The 23,786-nt window shown below is 60.2% G+C and carries 17 protein-coding genes; 4 read left to right on the top strand and 13 right to left on the bottom strand.

Annotated elements, in window-relative coordinates:
- Positions 1-86: 86 nt before the first annotated feature.
- From OKC41_RS07655 to OKC41_RS07630, 6 genes are all read right to left on the bottom strand, one after another.
- Positions 87-398 (bottom strand): PTS lactose/cellobiose transporter subunit IIA, encoded by a 312-nt coding sequence (locus OKC41_RS07655; protein WP_010673336.1) that lies wholly within the window; start codon positions 396-398, stop codon positions 87-89.
- A 10-nt stretch (positions 399-408) separates the two neighbouring features.
- Positions 409-1,788 (bottom strand): glycoside hydrolase family 1 protein, encoded by a 1,380-nt coding sequence (locus tag OKC41_RS07650; protein ID WP_201894488.1) that lies wholly within the window; start codon positions 1,786-1,788, stop codon positions 409-411.
- Between the two features lie 57 nt (positions 1,789-1,845).
- Positions 1,846-3,198: a PTS cellobiose transporter subunit IIC gene (locus OKC41_RS07645; RefSeq protein WP_010673338.1), complete on the bottom strand. Its 1,353-nt coding sequence runs from the start codon at positions 3,196-3,198 to the stop codon at positions 1,846-1,848.
- Between the two features lie 27 nt (positions 3,199-3,225).
- Positions 3,226-3,531, bottom strand: a complete 306-nt coding sequence (locus OKC41_RS07640; protein WP_201894487.1) for a PTS sugar transporter subunit IIB — start codon at positions 3,529-3,531, stop codon at positions 3,226-3,228.
- Between the two features lie 125 nt (positions 3,532-3,656).
- The gene (locus OKC41_RS07635; RefSeq protein WP_270671834.1) at positions 3,657-3,866 is read right to left on the bottom strand and encodes a hypothetical protein; all 210 of its coding nucleotides are present in this window, start codon (positions 3,864-3,866) and stop codon (positions 3,657-3,659) included.
- Positions 3,867-4,356: 490 nt separating this feature from the next.
- Positions 4,357-6,672: a glycoside hydrolase family 9 protein gene (locus OKC41_RS07630; RefSeq protein WP_327790100.1), complete on the bottom strand. Its 2,316-nt coding sequence runs from the start codon at positions 6,670-6,672 to the stop codon at positions 4,357-4,359.
- 754 nt (positions 6,673-7,426) lie between these two features.
- Between OKC41_RS07630 and OKC41_RS07625 the strand changes: the two genes are divergently transcribed.
- The 3 genes from OKC41_RS07625 (at position 7,427) to OKC41_RS07615 (ending at position 13,514) form a co-directional block, all read left to right on the top strand.
- Positions 7,427-10,105 (top strand): glycoside hydrolase family 3 protein, encoded by a 2,679-nt coding sequence (locus OKC41_RS07625; RefSeq protein ID WP_201894486.1) that lies wholly within the window; start codon positions 7,427-7,429, stop codon positions 10,103-10,105.
- A gap of 93 nt (positions 10,106-10,198) precedes the next feature.
- Positions 10,199-12,172, top strand: a complete 1,974-nt coding sequence (locus tag OKC41_RS07620; protein WP_201894485.1) for a methyl-accepting chemotaxis protein — start codon at positions 10,199-10,201, stop codon at positions 12,170-12,172.
- Positions 12,173-12,182: 10 nt separating this feature from the next.
- Positions 12,183-13,514 carry an ABC transporter substrate-binding protein gene (locus OKC41_RS07615; RefSeq protein WP_201894484.1) on the top strand — a complete coding sequence of 444 codons (1,332 nt, stop codon included), beginning with the start codon at positions 12,183-12,185 and terminating at the stop codon, positions 13,512-13,514.
- A gap of 308 nt (positions 13,515-13,822) precedes the next feature.
- Here the strand turns inward: OKC41_RS07615 and OKC41_RS07610 are convergent, their stop codons facing one another.
- From OKC41_RS07610 to OKC41_RS07595, 4 genes are all read right to left on the bottom strand, one after another.
- Positions 13,823-14,845, bottom strand: a complete 1,023-nt coding sequence (locus OKC41_RS07610; RefSeq protein ID WP_039041338.1) for a LacI family DNA-binding transcriptional regulator — start codon at positions 14,843-14,845, stop codon at positions 13,823-13,825.
- A gap of 139 nt (positions 14,846-14,984) precedes the next feature.
- Positions 14,985-15,854 (bottom strand): MalM family protein, encoded by an 870-nt coding sequence (locus tag OKC41_RS07605; protein WP_039041337.1) that lies wholly within the window; start codon positions 15,852-15,854, stop codon positions 14,985-14,987.
- Between the two features lie 74 nt (positions 15,855-15,928).
- Complete coding sequence (locus tag OKC41_RS07600; protein ID WP_039041336.1) at positions 15,929-17,218, bottom strand: carbohydrate porin; 1,290 nt, start codon at positions 17,216-17,218, stop codon at positions 15,929-15,931.
- Positions 17,219-17,279: 61 nt separating this feature from the next.
- Positions 17,280-18,605: a putative glycoside hydrolase gene (locus OKC41_RS07595; RefSeq protein ID WP_270671831.1), complete on the bottom strand. Its 1,326-nt coding sequence runs from the start codon at positions 18,603-18,605 to the stop codon at positions 17,280-17,282.
- A gap of 251 nt (positions 18,606-18,856) precedes the next feature.
- Between OKC41_RS07595 and OKC41_RS07590 the strand changes: the two genes are divergently transcribed.
- Positions 18,857-19,000: a hypothetical protein gene (locus OKC41_RS07590; RefSeq protein WP_180343568.1), complete on the top strand. Its 144-nt coding sequence runs from the start codon at positions 18,857-18,859 to the stop codon at positions 18,998-19,000.
- Between the two features lie 271 nt (positions 19,001-19,271).
- On the opposite strand, the gene OKC41_RS07585 is transcribed toward OKC41_RS07590, so the two are convergent.
- Genes OKC41_RS07585 through OKC41_RS07575 form a run of 3 tightly spaced genes read right to left on the bottom strand, consistent with a single transcriptional unit; the run spans position 19,272 to position 23,737 of the window.
- Complete coding sequence (locus OKC41_RS07585) at positions 19,272-19,400, bottom strand: hypothetical protein (RefSeq protein ID WP_261925305.1); 129 nt, start codon at positions 19,398-19,400, stop codon at positions 19,272-19,274.
- A gap of 39 nt (positions 19,401-19,439) precedes the next feature.
- Complete coding sequence (locus OKC41_RS07580; RefSeq protein WP_103244413.1) at positions 19,440-22,565, bottom strand: multidrug efflux RND transporter permease subunit; 3,126 nt, start codon at positions 22,563-22,565, stop codon at positions 19,440-19,442.
- 14 nt (positions 22,566-22,579) lie between these two features.
- Positions 22,580-23,737, bottom strand: a complete 1,158-nt coding sequence (locus OKC41_RS07575) for an efflux RND transporter periplasmic adaptor subunit (RefSeq protein ID WP_270671829.1) — start codon at positions 23,735-23,737, stop codon at positions 22,580-22,582.
- Between the last annotated feature and the right edge of the window lie 49 nt (positions 23,738-23,786).

Below are 23,786 nucleotides of genomic sequence, written 5' to 3'. Positions count from 1 at the left end.
GACGGCTGGCTGGTATAACCAGAATAAAAAAAGCCACCGTATATAACGGTGGCAAAAGCACGGACTCCCGATCCGATGAGTTAAAATCAGCTGGCTTGGCGGCGATAGATCTCGACCAGTTCGGTGGCCAGTTCGCGGCACAGAATGGAGGTCATCAGGTGATCCTGGGCATGTACCATGACCAGTGTCATCTTGGTCTTGCCTTCGCCCTCATCGGCTTCAATCAGTTTGGTTTGTACGGCATGGGCAGCCTTCCCCGCGTCGGTGGCCTGGAGCAGCAAGGCATCCGCTTCGCTGAACTGGCCAGCACGAGCCTGACGCAGGGCTTCGAAACAGAGACTGCGAGATTGGCCGGCATTGACGATGATGCCCATGACTGCTTCTTCAAGATCCATCATTTATGACTCCTTAAAATCCATTATTACGAGAGACGTTGGCGAACCATTCACCACTTTTCTTGACGGTGCGCTGCTGGCTTTCCAAATCAAGGCTGATGAATCCATAACGGTTCTTGTAGGCATTCATCCAGGACCAGTTGTCAATAAAGGTCCACAGGTGATAACCACGGCAATTACTTCCTTCGGCAATGGCGGTATGAATCCATTGGAGGTGGCCGCGAATGAAGTTGATACGATAATCGTCTTTTACCTGACCATCTTCACCAATGAATCTGTGTTCCCCTTCGACACCCATACCATTTTCTGAGATATAGCTTGGGATATTTCCATAGTTGTCGCGCAGGTTGATCAATATGTCATAAATACCGCGCTCATATATTTCCCAGCCGCGATAAGGGTTCATTTTGCGGCCTGGCATCTCGTAATTCTCGAAGAACCAGTCAGGCAGGAAAGGGGAGTCCGGGTTGATGGCCGTCATGCGTGCCTTCACTCGCCGCGGCTGGTAGTAGTTGATGCCGAGCAGATCGATCTTGCCGGCGGCCAGCAGTTCGCAGTCGCCGCTTTGCACCACGGGCATCTGATCGTGCTCGCGCAGGATATCGATCAGCTCCTGGGGATAAACCCCCTTCACCGCAGGATCGAGGAAGGCGCGGTTGAAGAACAGGTCGGCAATGAACGAGGCCTTCAAGTCTGCCGGGTTTGAAGAGCGCGGATAGGAGGGGGTCAGGTTCAGGACGATGCCGATCTGGCCGGGCAGGGAGAGTGTGCGATAACGCTTCACCGCCAGACTGTGGGCCAGCATCATGTGATAGGCCACCTGGGCTGCCCGTTTGAAGTCCATCTGGTTCGGGTAATGGAAGTCATACAGATACCCTCCTTCCACTACCACAACGGGTTCATTGAAGGTCATCCAGCAGGCGACGCGATCACCGAACAGTTTGAAGCAGAGCGCTGCGTACTCGGCATAAGCCGCCACGGTTTCGCGGCTCTCCCAGCCCCCCTGCTCCTGCCAGTACATCGGCATGTCGAAGTGGAACAGGCCGATGAAGGGTTTGATCCCCTTGGCCAGTAGCTCATCGATAACCTTGTTGTAGAAGTCGACGGCCTCCTGGTTGACGGTGTGGCCATCCGGCAGCAACCGGGCCCAGGAGATGGATGTGCGGAAGCTGTTGTGGCCAATCTGTTCCATCAATGCGATGTCTTCACGATAACGATCGTAGAAGGTGGAGGTGTTGGCCGGGCCAACCTGACCATGGAAACGGTGTGGCTCCGTCTCGAACCAGTGATCCCAGATAGTCGGTGCCTTGCCACCCACATTGGCAGCCCCTTCCGATTGTGCGGCCGACGAGGCGCTACCCCACCAGAAGCCTTCGGGGAATGTATATTGCATTGCAGTTTCCTCTTGATGACCGGCGTGCAGGCGGCGTGGCGCCCGCACGCCTGGCGCTTACGCCTGACTCTGAATCGGTGTGATTGTGTCTGCTTTTTCTGATCTGGCGGCTTCTTCCGCTTCAGCCGTCTCGGCTTCCTGCTTGAGCAGGGTGCGTTCGTAAGCCCGCACGAAGGGGTAATACATCAGGGCGGAGATCCCCATGCAGATGAAGCACATGATGACCGGACTGAAGGCCCAGTTGGTCGCCCAGGAGGCGCCGATGGGGGCCGGTGTGGTCCATGCGGTCAGCATCACGACCTTCTCAACCAGACCCAGATCCACCGCGAACCAGGCCAGGATGGCGTTGATCACCGGCACCAGGATGAAGGGCAGGAAGAAGACCGGGTTCATGATGATGGGAGCACCAAACAGGATCGGCTCGTTGATGTTGAAGAACCCGGGGACCACGCCCATTCGCCCTATGGTGCGCAGGTGCACGGCGCGGCTGCGCATCAGCAGGAATGCCAGTGGCAAGGTGGAGCCCACGCCGCCGATAAAGAGGAAATGATCCCAGAAACCGGGCAGGAAGGTGTGGGGAATGGCTTGGCCGGCGGCCAATGCGGCCTGGTTGCTGGCCAGGTTTGCCATCCAGAAGGGGTTCATGATGCCGGTGACGATCATGGTGCCGTGGATGCCGGCAAACCAGAGGATCTGGCACAACAGCACCGCCAGCAAGACGGCAGGCAGGCTGTCGGAAGCCGCCACCAGCGGTTTGAGCATGGACATGATCGCCTCGGGCAGGATCATGCCAGTGGTTTCCTGCAGCAGCATGTTGAAGGGGTGCAGGGTCAGGATAATCGCCAGGACCGGGATCAGCACCTCGAAGGAGCGCGCCACTCCCATCGGCACCTGCTCGGGCAGACGGATGGTGATGTTGTTGCGCTTGAGCCAGGCGTAGACCTCGGTCGAATAGATGGCGCAAATGAGAGCGGTAAAGATGCCCTGACCGGAGAAATACTGGGTGGAGATGGTGCCGTCTTTATATTGCGCCGCCACCAGCATGAACGACATCAGCGACAGCAGGCCCGTGGTGATGGGGTCCAGGGAGTACTGCTTGGCCAGGCTGGATGCGACGCCCACCGAAATGAAGACCGTCATCAGCCCCATGCTCATGTTGAAGGGCAACATGAGTTCGGCACGATAGGTGTTGGAAAAATCGAGCCAGGCTCTGGCAAAGCCCCAGGTGGTTTCGCTGGAGATGGGTGGAAAAATGAAGACCAGCATGAAGCTGCCGACGATCATGAACGGCAGCGCGGCAATAAAACCGTCACGGATGGCCAGAACATAGCGTTGCTGGCCCAGTTTTCCTGCCAATGGGCCGATCCGTTGTTCGATCAACTTGACCAGCATCCCATAGAGTGAACTCATAGTGTGTGTCCTTCCTTGTGAGCACGCTTAACCAATCAGGGAGAGGGCGTAGTCCAGCACCTTGTCGCCGCGCTGCATGCCGTAATCCATCATGTCGATAGGTTGTACCTTGATGCCGTGAGTCGCCGCCTTGGCTTGCAACTCCGGTTGCATGTACTTGATCTGCGGTCCCAGCAAGACCACCTGGTAATGGGGCATCTGGTCATCGAACTCCGATGCGCCAAAAGCCTTGATCTCGGCAGCCAGGCCCCGTTTTTCGGCTTCTACCAGCATTTTTTTCACCAGCAGGCTGGTGGACATCCCGGCAGAGCAGCACAACATGATTTTTTTCATGATCATTCCTCAGTTATTAAGCTGGGCTCACTATAGATCGATGCAACAAAGTGGGAAATCGATTTCACAAATCGGGTTTTGTAATTGTGATCGCGATCACTTGATGGATATTTGATATAAGGTGGTCAAGATAAAATATCGTTATTTATCAGTAAGTTGTCGTTGTTTTTGTGATGTGGCTTTCGCCATGTTTGTTCGACTTGGCTTGTTGAAATATCGATTTCAAGTTTGTCGTGGTTTTCATGCTGCTCCTGCCCCCTGCATGATGCAGGGGGCGCTTTCGGCATGGTGCCGATCCGGCGCCCATGCCAGCAACCCCGGATAACCGAGCCCATCGCCGTGCTCCCTCACCCCCTGGTGGCAGGGGGTCATGGTGGCGGCTAAGGGGCTCTGTACAGTGTCTTGCTCAGATGGCGGGCTCAGCCTGGGGTTGCCTTGTGGTTCTCGCTGAGGGTCACGAAACCCGATTCAGGAGCCGGGTATCCTGCTTTCCCGCCTGCTTCGCGCGGGGGGCACTGTAGAAGAGGCGGGGAGCGGGTGATGCCCAGATGGCGTCAGCAGATCTGATGGCAAATGAGGGATCAAGTGGATGCGCAAATAAGGTGGCCAAGAGACGGACATGTAAAGGCAGGGTTGCGAAGGTGCGGTCAGATGAAATGATCGATAAGAGAGGGTTCTGCTGCCGTCAGCCTCTGAATGATGACGGAAAAGGGGAATTGAAAACGTAAAGTGGAGGGCGGCGACAGGTGCGGGAGCTGTCCTGGGCAAGGTCGGCAGGGGAGTAAAACAATGCTCCGTCACGGGGACGGAGCATTGGAAGGGTGATCAGCGGGTCAATCCACCTTCATCCAGTACGCTGACCGTCCAGAAGAAGGGGGCATTCCAGTTGACGGTGACCTCGTTCAGCGTCCAGGCACCAATCTCATCTTTCCAGCAGGTCTGGCCGGTACACTTGCCCTTGAGGGTGGAGGCAACGGGATCGCTGAAGTTGATGGAGTTTGGCCCGCCCGAGAGTACACCTGGCGGAACCAGGGGAGACGCGGGGTCGATGGGGTGAGCCCAGAACCTGTGGTGCGGATTCTTCAGCGGACGGCTGCCGTAGCCCGACACATAGGACTGGTCGAGGGGGTTGCGGCCGAGCACATAGTCCATGGCATCGGACATGGCCTGCAGGTATTTGCGCTCTCCCGTGAAGTCATGGGCCAACCCGAGGAAGATGCTGCGGTTCATCAGGTTGGAGTTGGAGCCCCAGGGGTATTCGGTCGCCTGATAGGGGATAAGGTAACCCTCCGTCGCCACGCTCTTCTGGTAGCCGTCAGCTGCGGCGATGATAGCGGCGCGTGCCTTCTCCACTTCCTGTTTGCCCAGTTTGTTAGGCACCATGGCCAGCGTGATGGTCCCTGCGCTGCTGAGATCCTGCCAGTAGAGATCACCGCTTGCGCTGCGATCCCCCTTGGGGGCAGCCAGATAGAGAGGGGACTGCTGGACGGCCTGCTTGTACTCGGCTTTGCCGGTGGTGGCAAACAGCTCGGCGGCAGCCCAGTAGAATTCGTCCTTCAGGTTGGTGTCATCATAGGGACCGGATCCCACAAAGTTGTCATAGGCATAGACGTCCGGATGGCGGTTGGCCGCCTTCCAGGCTCGTTCTGCTGCCTGCAGGCTGCGCTGTGCGAAGGCCGGATCCAGATCCTTCCATACGCGAGCGGACTGGGCGGCGGTGGCCGCCAGGTTCAGAGTCGCAGCCGTGCTGGGGTGGCTCAGGAAACGGGGTTGTGGATCCTTGTGGGGCGGGAGCGGCATCCCGGTCCAGGCTTCGTCGGCGACCTTGTGGAAGACCATGCCGGAGGCATCGATCTCGGTCAGTTTCAGGCTGTCGAGCTGCTTGGACTGATCGCCTACCGGCACCCAGGCCTTCTTGCCTTCGGGCACCTGCATGGCGAGGAAGAACTCCATCATCCAGCGGGACTCGTCCAGCAGATCGTTGTAGCCGTTGTGCTGTTCCGGGATCTTGACCTTGCCGTCGGCAAAGGCGCTCTTGTCACCCTCTTTCGCCAACTGCTCCCGTTCATAAAGGTTCATCAAGGTCCATACCGAGATCCCCCCGTTGACCACGTACTTGCCCTGATCGCCGGCGTCGTACCAGCCGCCGGTCACATCCAGCGTGAAGTCACAGCCAGGCCACTGGTTGCCCTTGGCGTCCAGCTTGTTGAAGCAGGTTACGTTCTCGGGTTTGTGTCCTGCCGGGCGAGCAAGGTCGGGGCGCTGTACATATTTGGCTTCGATGTCGATGCCGCTACGCTGCTGATAGAAGAAGGAGAGGGCATCGAATTTCATGGTGTGATAGATGTCATCGCCGATGCTGAACGGATGACTCTTCTGGCCGGCGACCTCCAGTACCAGGCCGGTGCCCGGGGTGGTGACCTGACTGAAGTCGGCAATCTGTACGTTCTCGCCGGATGCGGCATTCAGGCCAAAGGGCGTGGTCTTGCCTTCCGCGATGGTCTCACCCTGGGCATTGCGCAGGGTCCAGGGGAGCGAGTCCTTGCTGTCGGTGGCGATGGTCGCCCGTTTCAGAGCCTTGCTCAGATAGCCGACCTGGTTGACGCGCACGCTGCCCAGCTCCGATTTCTTGATCAAGGAGGGGCCCGATAGCGTGGCTTCACCGATACAGACAGTGGTCGGTGTCTGGGTGCCCATCTGAAGTTGGAACTGGGTCTTCTCGTCAGTGGCAGAAGGTGTGAACTGGATATCGAACGGTTTGGGCGTGCTGCCGAGGGCGAGGTCCTGCACCATGTAGTTGGTGTAGGGGGCGCCATCATGCTGGATCAGGGCCTTGACGTTGATGTCGCTCTTGGCCATGGCAGTGAAATGGAGTTTGTAGGTTTGCCCCTGCACCAGGCCGAGATTGGACTGACCCAGGATGACATCCCAGGGATTGGAGCCCGACTCGGTGAAGGTGATACAGCCCATCTGGTTCTCGGCGTTCAGGGTCCCCCCGGCCGTCCACCATCCATCGGTTCCCTGGAAGCCCCCATTGGTCAGCAATTCACCCACAGGTCCGGCAGATGCCGAGGAGGTCGCTGAACCAGATGCTCCTGCGCTGGGCAGTGAGCAGCCATGCAAGCCAATGACGCAAGACATGGCAAGCGTCAGGGCACTAAGCCGAGATGTTTTCATTGTTACCCCTTTGATCACAGACGGAAATAATGGCGTCGATTTTCGCACTCACGCAGAAAATGACCGAGTCATCCTGCGGCCCGCATTTCACTGTCAAGATTCACACACAATCCTTGAGTGGAAATCGATTTCACGATTCAGGTAACAGTAAATTTTTTGGCAGATCAAGTTTGCTTTTATGAAATGTGATGGAGACGGCAAATTTTCGTTTATTGATATATTCATGCACTTGAATTGAATTCCATTGAATCCTTTCAACATTCCTCTGACTCCCCAGCCGTTTGGCCATATCTGTGTCGTTCCAGACAGCTCACGCGGCAAATCAATGTGATTGATTGCATTTAAATTATTGTTTTAACTTTATTTTGTTGGTCTTCCTGCAATGAGTCTACCCGTTCTCTCTGTTCCTTCCTGGGTATTCTGCTGATGAGACAAGCCCCCGAGTTTGTGAGTTGCATCACTATTTTCTCTTTCAGCGGGATCTTTGTCATGGCATGACAAAGATACTGCTGGAATGACGAAGAGATTTCTGTTTACCATTTAATATTCTTGCAATCGATTTCAAATTAGACTGTTTTTCAAGACGACTCGCCATGAACGATGAGTCCAGGCGATGAACGAGAACATCCGGAGAGTCATAAGGAAAATGCGTAAAACTACAGGTCTCACCAGGTCTATGACCTGCCTATTCGTGGGGTGCGGCATCTGGAGTGCCGGGATGGCGGATGAGTTGTCGACCATGCCCTATTTTTCCACCTGGCCGCAGATCCACAGCGCCATTGCCAGGGACGAGGGGATGGAGCGCCAGATCCAGGCTCTGCTCTCCCGGATGACCCTGGAGGAGAAGGTTGGCCAGATGATCCAGCCCGACTTTCGTGAAGTGACACCTGAGGAGGTGACGCGCTACAAGATTGGCTCCGTCCTCAACGGGGGGGGGGGCTGGCCCGGCAACAACAAACACGCGTCGGCCCAGGACTGGGCACACCAGGCCGACACCTATTGGCAGGCGGCGGAAGCGGGCTTTGAGGGCAGGGGGTATCGCATCCCCTTCATGTGGGCGACCGATGCGGTGCACGGCCACAACAACGTCTTCGCGGCGACCCTCTTCCCGCACAATATCGGCCTGGGGGCGGCGCGGGATCCGGATCTCATCTACCGTATCGGCCAGGTGACGGCGCGGGAAGTGGCCGCCACCGGGCTGGATTGGACCTTCGCCCCGACGGTGGCGGTGCCGAGGGATGATCGCTGGGGCCGGACCTATGAGGGCTATTCCGAAGATCCCGCCATCGTCTATCACTATGCCGGCGAGATGGTGCGTGGCCTGCAAGGTTCCGCGACGGATCTGCGCGGCCAGCGCCATGTCATCTCGAACGTGAAACACTTCGTGGGGGACGGCGGTACCCTGAACGGGGTCGACCGGGGTCAGAACTTCTATTCGGAAGAGGACCTGCGCAACCTGCACGCGGTGGGCTACTTCTCGGGGCTGGATGCCGGTGCCCAGGTGGTGATGGCTTCGTTCAATAGCTGGCACAACGAGCTCAACCGCGACGTGCTGCCAGAAGATGGGGTTGAGTACAACGGCAAGCTGCACGGCAGCCGCTATCTGCTGACCGACGTGCTCAAGGGCAAGATGGGCTTTGATGGCCTTGTCGTCTCTGATTGGAACGGTCACAGCGAGATCGCCGGTTGCACCATGGGGAGCTGCCTGTCTGCGGTGCTGGCCGGGGTCGACATCTTCATGGTCACGGCGCGCAAGGACTGGATGGAGTTTCGCCAGAGCCTGCTCGATGGCGTGGCGAGCCGGCAGATCCCGATAAGCCGGATCGACGATGCCGTGACGCGTATCCTGCGGGTCAAGATGCGGGCCGGGCTGTGGGAGAAACCCATGCCGTCGGCCCGTGAGCTGGCGGGCAAGCAGGGTGAACTTGGTGCCGTGACGCATAAGGCGCTGGCCCGGGAGGCGGTACGCAAGTCGCTGGTGTTGCTCAAGAACGAGGGCAGGCTCCTGCCCCTGAGCCGGCAGAGCCGGGTGCTGGTGGCTGGGAGCGCCGCCAACGATCTGGGCAAGCAGGTGGGGGGCTGGAGCCTGACCTGGCAAGGCAGCGAGAACGGGCGCGGTGATTTCCCCGGTGCCCAGAGCGTGCTGGATGCGGTGACCGCCACCGTCGGTGCGGATCATGTGCAGGTGAGCACGGGATCCGGTGAGTTTGCGGGAGCCAAGCCCGATGTCGCCATCCTGGTCATGGGGGAGGATCCCTATGCCGAGTGGTTCGGCGACATTCCTGACAACAAGACCCTTGCCTATGGGGATCTCAAGAGCAGCTATCACGAGGACCTGTTGACCCTCAAGCGGCTGAAGGCGGCCGGCATCCCTGTGGTGACCGTGCTTTTCTCCGGACGTCCGCTCTACGTCAATGAGGAGCTCAATCTCTCTTCCGCCTTTGTCGCCGCCTGGCTGCCGGGCACCGAGGGGGAGGGGATCACCGATCTGCTGTTCAGGGATGCCAAGGGCAAGGTGGCCCATGACTTCCAGGGACGCCTCTCCTTCTCGTGGCCCTTCAGCAAGTGCGCCACCACCATCAATCGCACGCCCACCCATATCCCGGGCTGGCAGCGTCCAGCCTTCGAGCAGGATCCTGCGGGTGAGTACGCACCGCTCTTCCCCTATGGCTACGGGCTCAGCTACGGCAAGCCTTCCCCTGTGGCGGCCCGGGTCAGCAACCTCAATACCCTGACCCTGGATAAACGTACCTTCGGCTGCAACGAGAGCGACCCCGCCAAACTGAGCGCCGCTGACAAGGTGCTCGAGCTGTTCGGGCCAAAGGCGGGTGAAGAACACCGTCTGCGCATGGGGGATGCCAGCAACTGGACGGGGACTGAAGTCTCCGGCAACAGCGTGACGGAGATGACCTTCATCAAGGTTCAGCCCATCGACTACCTGCGCCAGCAGGATGCGCGAGCGGTCACCTTCCTCGGGGCTAACACGCCGGGTGTCGACTCCGGGGCCACGATCCAGTTGCAGACCACCCAGGTCAAGGGGGCGGATCGTCGCACCTACCTGAAGGGAGAGAGCGAGCTGCAGGTGACGCTGCGGGTGCAGCAGGCGCCAGCAGGGGACATGACGCTGGGGCTGCAGTGTGGCTGGCCCTGCGGCAAGTCCATCGAGATTGCTCCGGCCTTGCGCCAGTTGCCCCCGCAGAAGTGGGTGACCCTGAGTCTGCCCCTGCGCTGCCTCGAAGAGGGCATGGACTTCGCGAAGGTCAATACCCCCTTCATCCTGGGCACCAGTGGACAGGCACGCATCGACATGGCGACCGTACGCTGGGTACCGGCTTCTCTGCTGGGGGCCTCAGGAGAAGTGGTCAGGCTCGATTGCCAGGGCAGGTTGAGTCGATAAGCCGTCAGCCAGATGCACCAGGATGCCTGTCGGGCTCCTGGTGCCTTGATAACCGGCTCCGCCCCGATGCGGAGGGAGAGGTGGGAGAGAAGGATGTCGATCGTACAGCGGATCAGATTGGGCTTTACGCTGCTGCTGGTCCTGTTGCTATTGCTCGGGGCCATCAGTTACCTGAAAACGACCTCCATTCACGGTCGTTTCCAGCAGGTGACCGAAGAGGCGACGCCTCAGGCCCTGACCGCCAGCCGGCTGCGCGCCGCGTTGCTGATGGCTGACAGGGACAGCCTGGCGCATCTCGCCATCCGGGAGACGTCGGCGTTCCCCGAGTCCCGTCAGCGTGTTGCCCATGACAAGGTCCGCTATGAGCAGCACATCAAGGCATTCGCGGCCCTGACACTCGATACCGAGAGTGAGCGGCAACTCGCCCGGGTCACCGACCAGGCCCCCCGGCTGTTTACCCTCTCTGAGCAGTTGATGAGCCTGCACGAAGAGTCGGTCGAGCTGGAACGGGTGCTCGCACGGATGCGGAGCGAGCTGCTGCACCTGGACGACAACTACCGTTCGGCGGCAGACCTGCTGGTGCGTTACACGGCGGGTCGGCGCTCTTTGCAGAACAAGGCGGAGCTCATCACCAGCGGTATTGCACGGGATCTCAAGCTGATCCTGCGTGCCGACGGCAACACGGATCTGGTGGCGCTACAGGGGGTGCTGGCCAAAGACATCGACATTGCGAACCAGCGTCTGGAGCGGATTGTTGTCCCCGATGACGTCAAGGCCAGGTTCACCCGCCATGTGGCGCGCATTCCCCAACTGGTATTTGGCGACAAGGGGCTGATTGCCACCCTGGTGCGCCGTCAGCAAATCAGCCAGCAACTCCATGGCTTGCGTGAACAGCAGGAGGCGCAGAGCCAGCAACTGGGGGAGGTCCTGGACAGGCTTATCGCCATCAGCAACCAGAGCATGCAGGAGGACAGGCTGAGTGCCGACGTCGCGGTTGACAGCGCCCGCACCTGGATCGTGATGGTGGCCCTGTGTTCCGTGCTCATCGCCCTCATTGTTGCCTGGAGTACGGCCCGCAGCATCCAGGTGCCGCTGGTGCGGATCAATCGGGTTCTCGGTCTGATGGCACAAGGGGACATGACGCTGCGGGTTCGCTACCCCGCCAGGAACGAGCTTGGTGAGGTCGCGAACTCCATCGACCAGCTGGCCCACCACACCAAGACGCTTCTGATGGAGGTCCAGACCGGCTCTGAGTACCTGGTGAGCGAGACGCGCAAGACCGCGGAGATCGGCGAGCAGGTGATGTCGCAGGTGCAGGCGCAGAAGGCCCAGACCGATCAGGTGGCGGCCGCCATCTTCGAGCTGGAGACCAGTGCGACCGAAGTGGCGCGCTCGAGCGATCATGTTCGTCGGGAGGTGGGGGAGGCCAATGACGAGAGCCGGCGCGGACGTCATCTGATGCAGGCCAATCGGGATGGCATCGAGCAACTGGCGACCGACATCGCCGGGGCCATGGCGATCACCCGCAAGCTCGAAGGCTACAGCAGCAACATTGGCAACATTCTCGAGGTGATCCGTGGCATGGCTGAACAGACCAACCTGCTGGCCCTCAATGCGGCCATCGAAGCGGCCCGTGCCGGGGAGGCCGGGCGGGGCTTTGCCGTGGTGGCCGAGGAGGTGCGGGCGCTGGCTACCCGTTCACAAGGGGCGACCCAGGAGATCCAGGTGATGATCGACAACCTGCAGGGATGCGCCCGCGATGTGGCGAGCGTGATGGCCCAGAGCCATGAGCAGACCCAGCAGAGTGTGCAGCAGACCCGGGATGTCGAGAGTGCCCTGGCGGGGATCGCCTCGCGAATGGAGGCCATCAAGGAGATTGCGGATCACATGGCTTATGCCGCAGCGGAGCAGATTTCGGTGAGTCAGGGAGTGGCCCAGCACGTGGCGGCCATCGCAGACGTGGCTCACGAGACCGAGCAGGCGTCCCGGGTATCGGCGAGCAGTGGTGAGGTGTTGTCGGGGCTGGCCAGCCAGCAGCAGAGTCTGGTGGCCCGTTTCAAGGTGTAGGAGAGAGGCGATGTGGAAATCTGTGAGTACCCTGCTGGTCTGGGGGCTGAGTACGGCGGCGGTATCCCAGGAGCTGGTGCTGGAAACCTGGCGCGTGGATGACGAGGCGCTCTGGAAGGAGCAGTTTCTGCCCCGTTTTCAGGCGATCCATCCCGAGATCACCCTTAAGCTGCATTCGCAGCGCTCGGCGGATTACGATCGGGAGCTTGCCGAGCGGCTGGCGGCGGGGAAGGCAGGGGATCTCATCACTTGCCGTCCTTATGATCAGTCCCTGCGGCTGTTCCAGCAGGGGCATCTGCTGGATCTGACGGACCTGCCCGGGATGGAGAACTTCCCGAGCTTTGCCAAGGCCGCCTGGCAGACCGACTCCGGGGCCCAGACCTTCTGCCTGCCCATTGCCTCCGTGATCCAGGGTTTCTACTTCAATGTCGATATCTTCAACGCCCTTGGGCTGACACCGCCGCGAACCCGTGCCGACTTCTTCGCCGTGCTGGAGAAGGTGAAGCAGGATGGCCGCTATCTGCCGCTGGCACTGGCGGCTCACGACAGCTGGGTGGTCTCCGAGCTTGGTTATCAGAATATCGGTCCCAATTACTGGCATGGGGAAGATGGCCGCCTGGCGCTGATCAACGGTCAGGCGCGAGTGACCGATGCCCCTTATGTGGCGGCGTTTCGTGAGCTGGCGAGCTGGCGGCCCTACATAGGGGACCATCCGGCCGATGCCACCGAAGCACAGGCGGTGGATGCCTTTGCTGCGGGCAAGGCCGCCATGATAGTGGCGGGCTCCTGGTCGCTGGCCCAGTTCACCGGCAAGGTCAATTTTGGTGCCTTCCCGCCCCCCGTCGCACGGGAGGGGGACACCTGCTATTTCACCGATCACACCGACATGGGGATCGGCATCAATGCCGCCAGCCCGAACAAGGAGGCCGCCCTGAAACTGGTGGAGTGGATGGCAAGCGCCGACTTTGCCGAGCGTTTCTCCAATTCGGTGCCCGGTTTTTTCTCCCTCTCCAACCACTTCTTCGAGCTCAAGGACCCGGTGGCGAGCACCATGATGGGCTGGCGGGATACCTGCGATTCCACCTTGCGTCTGGGGGCGCAGTTCCTCACCCGGGGTGAGCCATCGCTTACCACAGAGCTTGCGGAGGTATCGCAATCCGTGGTGCTCGGCACCATGACGCCGGAAGCGGCCGCCGCGCGCATCCAGCAGGGGTTGGCAAGCTGGTATCCCCCCCAGAAGGCGGCCACGAGAAGAGCCAGTCTGTGTGAAGCGGACGAGCCTCTCCCCACGCTGGCAACCAGCGCGGTCACCGGGACGGAATCCCCCTTCGCAGCGCCTTGACGGTGGCCACGCTCCCGCAGGGATCTGCACACTCCCCAAGGCGCCTTCAGGCGCCTTGTTTCATTCAGGTCGGCCGGGTTCATCGGGTTGTGATTGCCAGGCTTTGGCTGGTGTCATCGGGCCAGGCCGGATTGGGGGCCCGCAGAAGAGGGATGCCAGGTTGTGTGTGGTCTCTGTGCTATGTCAGAGAGTCAAGGTGGAAGACGTGGCAGGAGCAAGTCATTCGCTGGGCAGGTGGCTGACAAAAGAAAAACGGCCCGAAGGCCGCTTTGCGCTGATGCTGCGCAGGGAACCGCCCCGGTCTGTGTTCACCCCTTGTACGGCAGTGTGGTATCACGCACCACAATGCTCAACTCGGGCAGTTCGTCCGAGTTCAGCTCCGTGTTCTCGATCAAACCCAACAGAGTCTTGACCATCTTGACACCCATCTCGTAGATGGGCTGGCGTACCGTGGTCAATGGCGGGTTGGAAAAGGTGGAGAAGGGCAGGTCGTCAAAACCGATGAGAGAGACATCCTCAGGCACCCGCAAGCCGCACTGCTTGAGCCCCAGAATGGCCCCGTAACAAGTCTGATCGTTGGCGCAGAAGATGGCGGAGAATTTCCGGCCGCTCTCCACCAGCTTCTTGACGGCATTGAGCCCGCCGACTTCGGCGAAATCCCCCTGGATGACCAGGGAGGGGTCATATTCAATACCTGCGCTCACCAGGGCCTGGCGATAGCCATGATGACGCTCGATGGCATCGTTATGATCCGGCAAACCGACGATATGGGCGATGTCACGATGACCCAGATCCAATAAATAGCGAGTCGCCATGTAGCCACCCAGCCGGTTATTGATGCTGAAGGAGTGTACCCGCTCGGTCATGATATTGTGACCTGTGGCCACAATCGGTATTTGCTGGGAAAACTCGAGCAGTGTTTGCTGATTGACGTGGCCGGTCAAAATAATAAGGCCATCAACCCGTCGGGCCACCAGCAGACGCAACCGCTCAACTTCTTCTTCCGCATTCCAGTGACCGCTGACAATCAGCGGCACATACTCCATGCCCTGAAGAGTGTGTTCAACACCCCGCAACATTTCGTTGGAAAATGGACTCTCCACATGTTGGGTCAAAACACCCAGGGTCATGGACTGACCCGTTTTCAAATATTGCGCCATCAGGTTGGGACGAAAATTCAATTCCTGAATGGCATCTTCCACCGCCTGACGTTTATCTGCGGCCACTTTGGCCGAGCCGTTCAATATCCGGGATACAGTGCTTGCCGAGACACCGGCTCGGCGGGCGATATCATAGACAGTGGCTTTTTTCTCCTGAGCTGACTTCGACATCCCCCCTCCGTACTCGACTGTGAAAACCCCTGGTCATGGCCAGTGTTATATGAATATCTTCTTAATAAATCAGCAAGTTAGGATACCCGTTTCCCCTGGTGGTGACAAGCGATGATGCGCCTTGCCAGGGGAGGGAATGCTACTGCTGGGCGGCAAAAAAGACCTCTTTTGCCTTGGTAAAACCGGCTTGCTCGGCGGCTTTGACCCAGGCGAGCGCCTGCTCATAGTTTTTGCTCTGAACGGCAGTGCGAATATGCTGATAATAATCCAGTTCACCCAACGATTTATCTGGTGAGACCATCACGGGCGATATGGTTTTTGCGATCTGCGTCGCATTTGCAGCGGGCTCTGCGTCCAGCGTCAAATATAGGCGTCCGGTAGCAGAGTGAGGCACTTCCACATTGATGAGGCGGGCGACATCCGTGGTGCGATCATATTGCATGGCGCGCTGTAGATCGTCCGGGTTGAGCCGGGTACTGCCCTGCATGTCCTTCGCCGTGGAATAGATCACCATATAGGCGGCCCGAGCGCTGCCGATGGGGGCCGGAATGGTGAATTCCCCCTGAATGTTCTGCCCTGAAATTAACGAACGACCGTCATAACTGAATGTGGAACCGGGAATGGTTTGAACGGCGTTGTATTGCTCGTCCAGCAACAGGATGCTGGGCAGGAAGACGGTATAGTCGACCGGAATGGTTATTTTGACGCGAGTTGCCTGGCTGACTTCGGGCAGCGAGAAGGCCATGACATAGCTTTTGCCTGAATCAAATGCATAGACCTGGCTGTCGGTGCTCACATCGACCCAGCGGCTCTCCTGCCCGAGGGACTGGAAGCGAAGTTCCTTGAACGACTCGACCGCCACCTTGTTCGACAATTGTTCCCGACCTTGCTCAACCTGTTGCTGCAGGGCGGAGACTGCCGAACCTGGCGAATGCTCCGGGCCCATGCCGGCGCATCCGGCCATCAGCAGACTGACCAGGAAAGGCAGACACTGCTTCGTTCCCTTCATCGTGTTTCCTCGTATGCAATGCGGGTCCCCCAAGGGACCCGAGATTATAGTGCAGATAAGTATCGCGACCTAACCTACCACCACATGTCCGCCTGCACACCGACCAGGAAATCTTCCCGGTCTTCCTGCCAGGGGGTCTCGTTGTTGTGATCGACATAGGTCGTCAGAATGCGGATCTCCGGTGAGGGCCCCATGCCGGTATTGACGGTGAAGGTCGGCACTATGCTGACCTTGTGAGAGGTGCCACCCCGTTCGACGTTGTCGATGATCAGGTTGTTTTTCACATATCCGACTTCCGTCTGGATGGAGAAGAACTCATTGATCGGGAATACCGGGCGCAGAGATGCGGCATACCAGGAGTCATGGCCACCCAGCTCGTAGTCGTTGTACTGGTAGGAGAGGGTCGGCAGCAGATGAATATTGGCGCCATACCAGCCGCCCCAGAGGAAGAGGCGGTAGGATTGATCGCCTTCCATCACCTTGGACTGGTAGGGTTTATAGCCATCCGCCTTGTCCTGCAGTGTCTTCTGATACAGGGAGCCCTTGCGATACATGGCGGTATTGGTCAGGTTGGCACCCAGCAAGTCCCCTGAACCCAGCCCACGTCCTGCCTGGGCGATGAACTTGGAGAAGCCCCCCGGCATGAAGAAGAAGTCGTCGCGGGAATAGATGACGGTTCCTTCTGCCCCCTTGGTCGCATATTGCTTGTTATCGCCGGTGAACTCGTTGCTGGGCATCTGCTTGAGTGCAATCTCCATGTCCCAGGCACCGTAGAGGGCGCTGGTGTGGAGGGTGTGCATGGTGGCTTCAGTGCCATTGGCGCGGTCGGAGTGGCTGGTGTCGTTGCTGTTGATATAGGCAAAGTCCCACTTGCCACCTGCCATCTCCATGGCTTTGATGCCGACGCCGGTTCCCGAGTAGTCCGTGTAGAAATAGTCGGTGGTCCAGATGTAGTTCTCGCGGTCGTAATAGCGCAGGCCACCCCACATGGTCCCGGTCGGGGTGATGCCACCCAGCTCCACATAGGTTTCTGACACACCGCTTTCGCGAGGCGCGGCTCGGGTTTGCAGGCCGTCGGCATCGGACTCCACCTTGAAGTGGATGTTGACCGACTTGTTGCTGCCCAGATCCCACAACTTGTTCAGGCCCGCTTCCCAGCTGTTGTCCAGCTCGGAGCCCAGGCGCCCCATGGTCTTGTCCATCTCATATTCGTACCCCGCCTTGGCGAAGTTGTCCTTGGCGTCAAACATCGAGCCGGCACGAATATAACCGTGGAAGCCAAAACTCTCGGCGGCATTCGATACTGCGGGCACTGCCAGCCCGCAACATGCCCCGACAAACAAGGCGAGTGACTTCAATTTCATCTTATTGCTCCAATCCGTAGAAAATTATTTTCAATCGATTTCTCGAAGATTCAATGCCTTGTCACTTGATCTGCTGGCAGGGCTGATTGCTGTCAAAGTCTGCCGGGATGGCTGTTTTCAGGGCCACGTTGGTGAAGGCGAAGCGCAGACCGGCCATGGAGTCCCAGGCCCCGCTCAGGTAGAGCGCCTTTTGCACCGAGCCGGTGTTGGCCGCCGGAATGAGAGAGGCGACCGGCAGGATGCAGCGGTACCAGGTGTCGTCATCGGGCACGATGTTGCTGTCCATGGTGAAGAAGGTGCCAAAGTCCGGGCCTGCTGTACCGTCCATGCGGATCTGGATGTTGGGGGAGTCACCGTAGCTGGAGACTTTCAGGTCGAGCAGCATGGCGCCGTCCTGATAGGCGGAGAGATCCCCATTGGCGCTGTCGGTCCCGAGGAAGGCGGCGCCATTGCCTGGCAGGTCCATGGTGATGACCTGGTTTTCATCGGTCAGGGTGCCGCCGAAGCTGGCTGCCGGGTAATGGGCGCTGCGGTCCTGGGCCTGGCTCTTGTCACCGGAGTAGTAGAGTGCGGCATCGGTGGCCACCAGCGCGGGGGCATTGTTGACGCCGGAGCCTGTGTCCGGATTGGTACCTGGATCGGTACCGGGATCGGTTCCCGGGTCGGTGCCTGGGTCTGTGCCTGGGTCTGTGCCCGGGTCGGTAGCGCCGCCAGGCGCTTCACAGGTGACCGGGTCGACAACGGGCTTGGCCGAGGTGGTGAGCAGGTACTTGATGTTGGTGATTTCGTAGTTGAAGGCTTCCTTGGTGGCCAGGTGGAACGGTGTGCCCACAGTGGCGAGGTTGATGGCCGTGGCACCGGGGAAGGGCTTCATGCAGTTGATGGGCAGCGTGAGCGTTTCCCAGTCGCCGGAACCGGTCAGGGCGCTGGCAATGGGCAGGCTGCTGCGGTTGGGATACTCGTTGTCGATGGAGGCATTGAGCACTTCCGGCACCTTGCTCTTGGTCCGCAGCTGGAACTCGATGAAACCGGAGGCGTATTTGCTCAGGTTCAGAGGGGTGGCGGATTTGAGCATGAAGGTGCCATCTCCGTCACCGGCTACCTGCACATCGGCGGTGTCATCGGTACCGGCATTGTTGATGAGCACGGCGCTGATGCTGGTCATGGCGACGGGAGAAGCGGTGACCGGTTGCAAGCTCCAGTTGTCCTTCTCTGACTGGATGCTGGGGGTTGTACCCCCATTGGCACCGACCCCGAACAGGATCAGGGTGCTGTCGCCAGGGGGCGTGGTGCCACCGTTATTACCACCGTTGTTGCCACTATTCGAGTCGATATTATCGGCCCCACCACACCCGCCAAGCAGGGCAGCGGCGATCAACGACGCCAAAAGTCCTTTTTTTGATGCATTCATACTGACCACTCCAATCAATGGGAAAAATATCCACCGCGATGAACCGTCAAGACTCAAACAGACGCTATGCAATCGATGCCAAGACAAATCATGCTGGCTTCATTTTCTTGAAATCGATTTCCAATGCAATGCTTATCCCCTGTGATGATCAAAGTTTGTGTTTCAAATCACAGAAAACGTGTCCTGATGACCAGCTGATGGGATGTGCAAGAAAGAGTTATCTTTAAATGAAAAGAGTTCATGGTGTTGTTTTTAATGGTTTATTTTATTTTTCTCTTGAGGCTGACTATCAGAGGGAAAGTATCGGAGTAGATCTGCAATATATCGGAGGTGATTGCGATGTGTCGATTTCTGAGCAACACTTAAATTGACTTCGATTTCATGCTGTATTGAATAAGACTCAGGCTGTCATCAACCTTGCGGGGGCCTCTCCAGCGGTTCAGGCACCAGGAGTGTCCAGCCTTGACTGGTGATGGCAGACAGCATGCAGTCGATGAGGCCAAGGGAGTCGGCCGTCAGAGCGATGCTGAGGCCGGGTTCCTGCTGGGTCGGCACCGACCCGGGATGGTGCAAGCCCCCTGTGCCAGATAGCAGATCGCCATCTTGGAGAAGACCAAGGATGCACCGGCGACGGAGGGCTGGTCACAAATCCTGGAGAGGCAACCCGCGATAGGGTCGCCCCGCAGCACCGGCCATGAACCACAGGCCCGGCACCATGGCGCGCTCATCCTCTTCGAAGGAACGCAAAATGGTGCCAGGCATGCATTGCATGATCATCGCCTCCTCAGGGCCAGCAAACCCGCGCAGCGGTCAGCATGATCGGTGCTGTGCTCGCTGTGTCCGCCAGGCCTGAATGCGCGTCTGGGTGCCGATGACGAAGACAAAAAAGACCGGCACGAAGAAGATGGCCAGCAGGGTGCCGCTGATCATGCCGCCGAACACGCCGGTGCCGATGGCATGCTGGGTCTCCGCGCTGGCACCACTGGCAAGCATCAGCGGCACCACGCCGAGGGTGAAGGCGAGCGACGTCATCAGGATGGGGCGCAGGCGCAGGCGGGCGGCGGTCACCGCAGCGTCAAGCAGCGAGCGCCCTTCGCCGTGCAACTGGCGGGCAAACTCCACGATGAGGATGGCGTTCTTGGCCGACAGACCGATGATGGTGATCATGCCCACCTTGAAGAAGACGTCGTTGGGCATGCCGCGCAGCATCACCGCCGCCACGGCGCCGAGCAGGCCCAGGGGAACCACCAGCATCACGGAGAGCGGAATGGACCAGCTCTCGTAGAGCGCGGCCAGCACCAGGAAGACCACCAGCGCCGACAGCAGCATCAGCAGGGGGGCCTCGGCCGCCGACTGGCGCTCCTGCAGCGACTGTCCCGTCCAGGCCAGGGCGAAGCCTGGCGGCAATTGCGCCACCAGGCGATCCATTTCCGCCATCGCGGCGCCACTGGACACCCCGGGGGCGGCACTCCCGGAGAGACGCACGGCGGGGAAGCCCTCGAAGCGCATCATCTGTTGCGGCGACTGGCGCCAGGTCGGCGTCACCACCTCCCGCAGGGGCACCATGCCGCCGCTGGCATTGCGCACCCGCAGGCCGAGTACGTCATCGAGCTGCATGCGCGCCTTGGCGTCGGCCTGCAGGATGACCTGCTGCATGTGCCCGCCGTTGGGGAAATCGTTGATATAGAGCGATCCCATCGCCGCCGACAGGGTGCTGCTCACGCTGGTGAACGAGAGTCCCATGGCCTCGGCCTTCTGCCGGTTGATCTCGAGGTGAATGCTCTCGCCGGGGGGCAGGCTGTCGGGATAGACATCGCTCACCACTTCGCTTTGGGCCGCCAGTGCCAGCAGTTGCGCCTGGGCGGCCAGCAGCGCGGCCTCCCCCTGGTTGGCCCTGTCTTGCAGGAAGAGCGTGAAACCGGAAGAGGTGCCCAGTTCGTCGATGGCGGGCGGCAGCAGGCTCATCACGGTGCCTTCCTTGCTGTTGGCCATGGCGGCCTGTGCCAGCTCAGCCTCTTCGGCAGCCGTGGCACCATGACGCTGGTCCCACTCTTTGAGCATGGTGAAGGCCATGGCGGCATTGGGGCCTGCGCCGGAGAAGCTGAAGCCCTGCACCACCAGGTTGGTGTCGAGCGCCTCGCGAGAGGCCACATGGGCCTCGAACTCCTTGATGACGGCCAGGGTGCGCTCGCTGGTGGCGCCGGTCGGCAACTGGATGGAGGTCATGAAGTAGCCCTGATCCTCGTCCGGCAGAAAGGAGGAGGGCAGCTGGGTGGCCGCAATGGCCAGCACGGCGCAGAGGGCGGCGAAGGTAGCCATCATGCGTCCGCTGCGCCCGACCAGCCGGGTGACCCGAACGCCGTAGCCTGCGGTGAGCCGCTCGACGCCCCGGTTGAAGGCGCCGAAGAAACCGCGCTTCTCATGGTGATCCGGGCTGATCGTACGCAGCAGGGTGGCGCAGAGCGCCGGCGTCAGGGTCAGGGCCAGGAAGGCGGAAATCAGGATTGACACCGCCATCGACAGGGTGAACTGCTGGTAGATGACCCCCACGGAGCCGCTGCCGAACGCCATGGGGATGAACACCGCCGTGAGCACCAGAGTGATGCCGATCACCGCCCCGGTGATCTCCTTCATGGCCCGCGATGTCGCCTCTCGGGGCGATAGCCCCTGGGTGGCCATCAGGCGCTCGACGTTCTCCACCACCACGATGGCGTCGTCGACGATGATGCCGATGGCCAGCACCATGCCGAACATGGTGAGGGTGTTGATGGAAAAGCTGGCGAGCAGCATCACCGCGAAGGTGCCAAGCAGCGCTATGGGGGCGACGATGGCCGGGATCAGGGTGTAGCGCAGGTTCTGCAGGAAGAGGAACATCACCAGGAACACCAGCACCATGGCTTCCAGCAGGGTATGGATCACCTTGTCGATGGAGACCTTGACGAAGGGGGCCGAGTCGAACGGGATCGAATAGGCCATGCCCGCCGGCAGAGTGGGGGCGAGCTGAGCGAGACGGGTGCGCACCGCATCGGCGGTGCGCACGGCGTTGGCGCCGGGGGAGAGCTGGATGGCGGCGCTGGTGGCAGCCACCCCGTTCTCGCGGTTGGAAAAGGCGTAGGATTGCGCCCCCAGCTCGACCCGGGCCACGTCACCCAGCACCAGCTTGGCGCCATCACTTCCGGCCCGCAGCACGATGGCGGCGAACGCCTCGGGAGTGGTCAGTTGCCCCTCTACCGTGAGGGGAACCGTCAGTCGCTGGCCAGGCAGGGCGGGTTCGTCGCCGAGGCGCCCCGGTGCAATCTGCACGTTCTGCTGCTCAATGGCCTGCGCCACCTCGCTGATGGTCAACCCGTAGGCGGCGAGCTTGCCCGGATCCACCCAGATGCGCATGGCCTGCTCGGCGCCGAACAGCTGCACTCGCCCCACGCCGTCGATGCGGCGCAGCTCCTGCACGATATTGCGCGCCATGTAGTCGTTCAGCGCGACCTCATCGAAGCGGCCATCCGGTGAAGTCATGCCGACCATCATCAGAAAGCCGGACGAGGCGGACTCCACCTGCAGGCCGGTTTGCCGCACCGCCTGTGGCAAGCGAGGCTCGACCGCCTTGATGCGGTTTTGCACGTCCATCTGGGCCAGCTCCGGATCGGTGCCCGGCTTGAAGGTGGCGGTGATCTGCGCGCTGCCGGAGGCATCTACCGACGACTCGAAGTAGAGCAGGTTCTTCACCCCAGACAGCTCGCGCTCGATCAGGCTCACCACCGCATCGTTCAGGGTCTGCGGCGTGGCGCCCGGATAGGTGGCATAGAGGGTCACCGACACCGGCGCCACCGAGGGATAGCGGGAGATGGGCAGCTTGGGGATGGCGATGACCCCCGCCAGCACGATGAAGAGGGCGATCACCCAGGCAAACACCGGGCGATGAATGAAAAACTGCGGCATGAAATGTCTCCGATTCAACGGTTACCGGCGTCAGCCTGCTGGCTGACTGCGGGGGATTGCCAGGGATGGGCAATGACTTGCGTCCCCGGGGTCAGGCGGTCGATCCCCTCGATCACCACCCGCTGTCCGGCGCTGAGTCCGGACGCGATGCGGTACTGGCTATTCACCAGTTCAGCGGTGTTGACCGGAACCAGTTGTGCCTGCCCCTGGCCATCCACCACCCATACGCTGGTCTGGCCCGATGTGCGCACCACCGCCTGCTGAGGCACGCTCAGGGCGTTGGCATAGCGGGCACGGGGAATGCGCGCCTGTACGTAGAGGCCGGGCAAGAGCCGCCGCTCCGGGTTGTCCACCAGTACCCGCAGCAGTACGTCACCGGTACCGGCATCCACCTCGATGCCGGAGAAGAGGATGTGCCCCTGCATGCCGAGCGGCTTGCCGTCGCTGCCGAGGATGTCCACCGCCAGTTCCGGTGCCGTCGAGCCAGCCTGCTGGCGCAGGGTGTCGAGCACAGAGGCCGGTTGACGCACATCGACGTAGACCTGATCGATCTGCTGGATCCTGGCCATGGGGGTGGCGTCGGTGGGGGACACCAGGGCCCCTTCACTCACCAGTGCCTGATCGATGCGCCCGGCGATGGGGGCTTCCACGCTGGCAAATTGCAGGTTCAGCTGGTGCCGGGCCAGAGTCGCCCTGGCCTGAGCCACGTCGGCGGCCGCCTGATCCCGCTGGGAGACGGCATCGTCATAGGTCTGGCGGCTGATGGCCTCGGTGCGCAGCAGCGGCACCAGACGGTCAATCTGGATTCGGGCGCGGGCCAGCACGGCCTGGGCCCGCTGCAATGCTGCGGCGGCGCTGTCGACATCCGCCTTGAAGGGGGCCGGATTTATCTGGAACAGCACGGTGCCTGCGCCGATTTCGGCACCCTGCTCGAACAGGCGGCGCTGCACGATGCCGCTGATCTGGGCCCGAATTTCGGCGCTGCGCACCGCGGCTACCCGGGCGGGCAGATCCTCGCTGATGACCAGGTCCTGACCTGCCAGCGTCATCACCGACACCTGAGGAAGGGCCGGCGCATCTTGCGCTTGCGTCGCCCCATCGCAACCTGCCAATCCGAATACGGCAATGACGGCGAGCAAAGCGCCCGCATACCGCTGTTTGACAAACATCATATTCACCTCGTTAAACCGTCTCCCGGGCATGGTGTTGCCGCGAGAGCAC

This window comes from Aeromonas sp. QDB17 (genome assembly GCF_027705305.1).
Lineage (GTDB): Bacteria > Pseudomonadota > Gammaproteobacteria > Enterobacterales > Aeromonadaceae > Aeromonas > Aeromonas caviae.
Note: the sequence above shows the minus strand (reverse complement) of the source record. Positions and strands in the feature narration are given on the sequence as shown.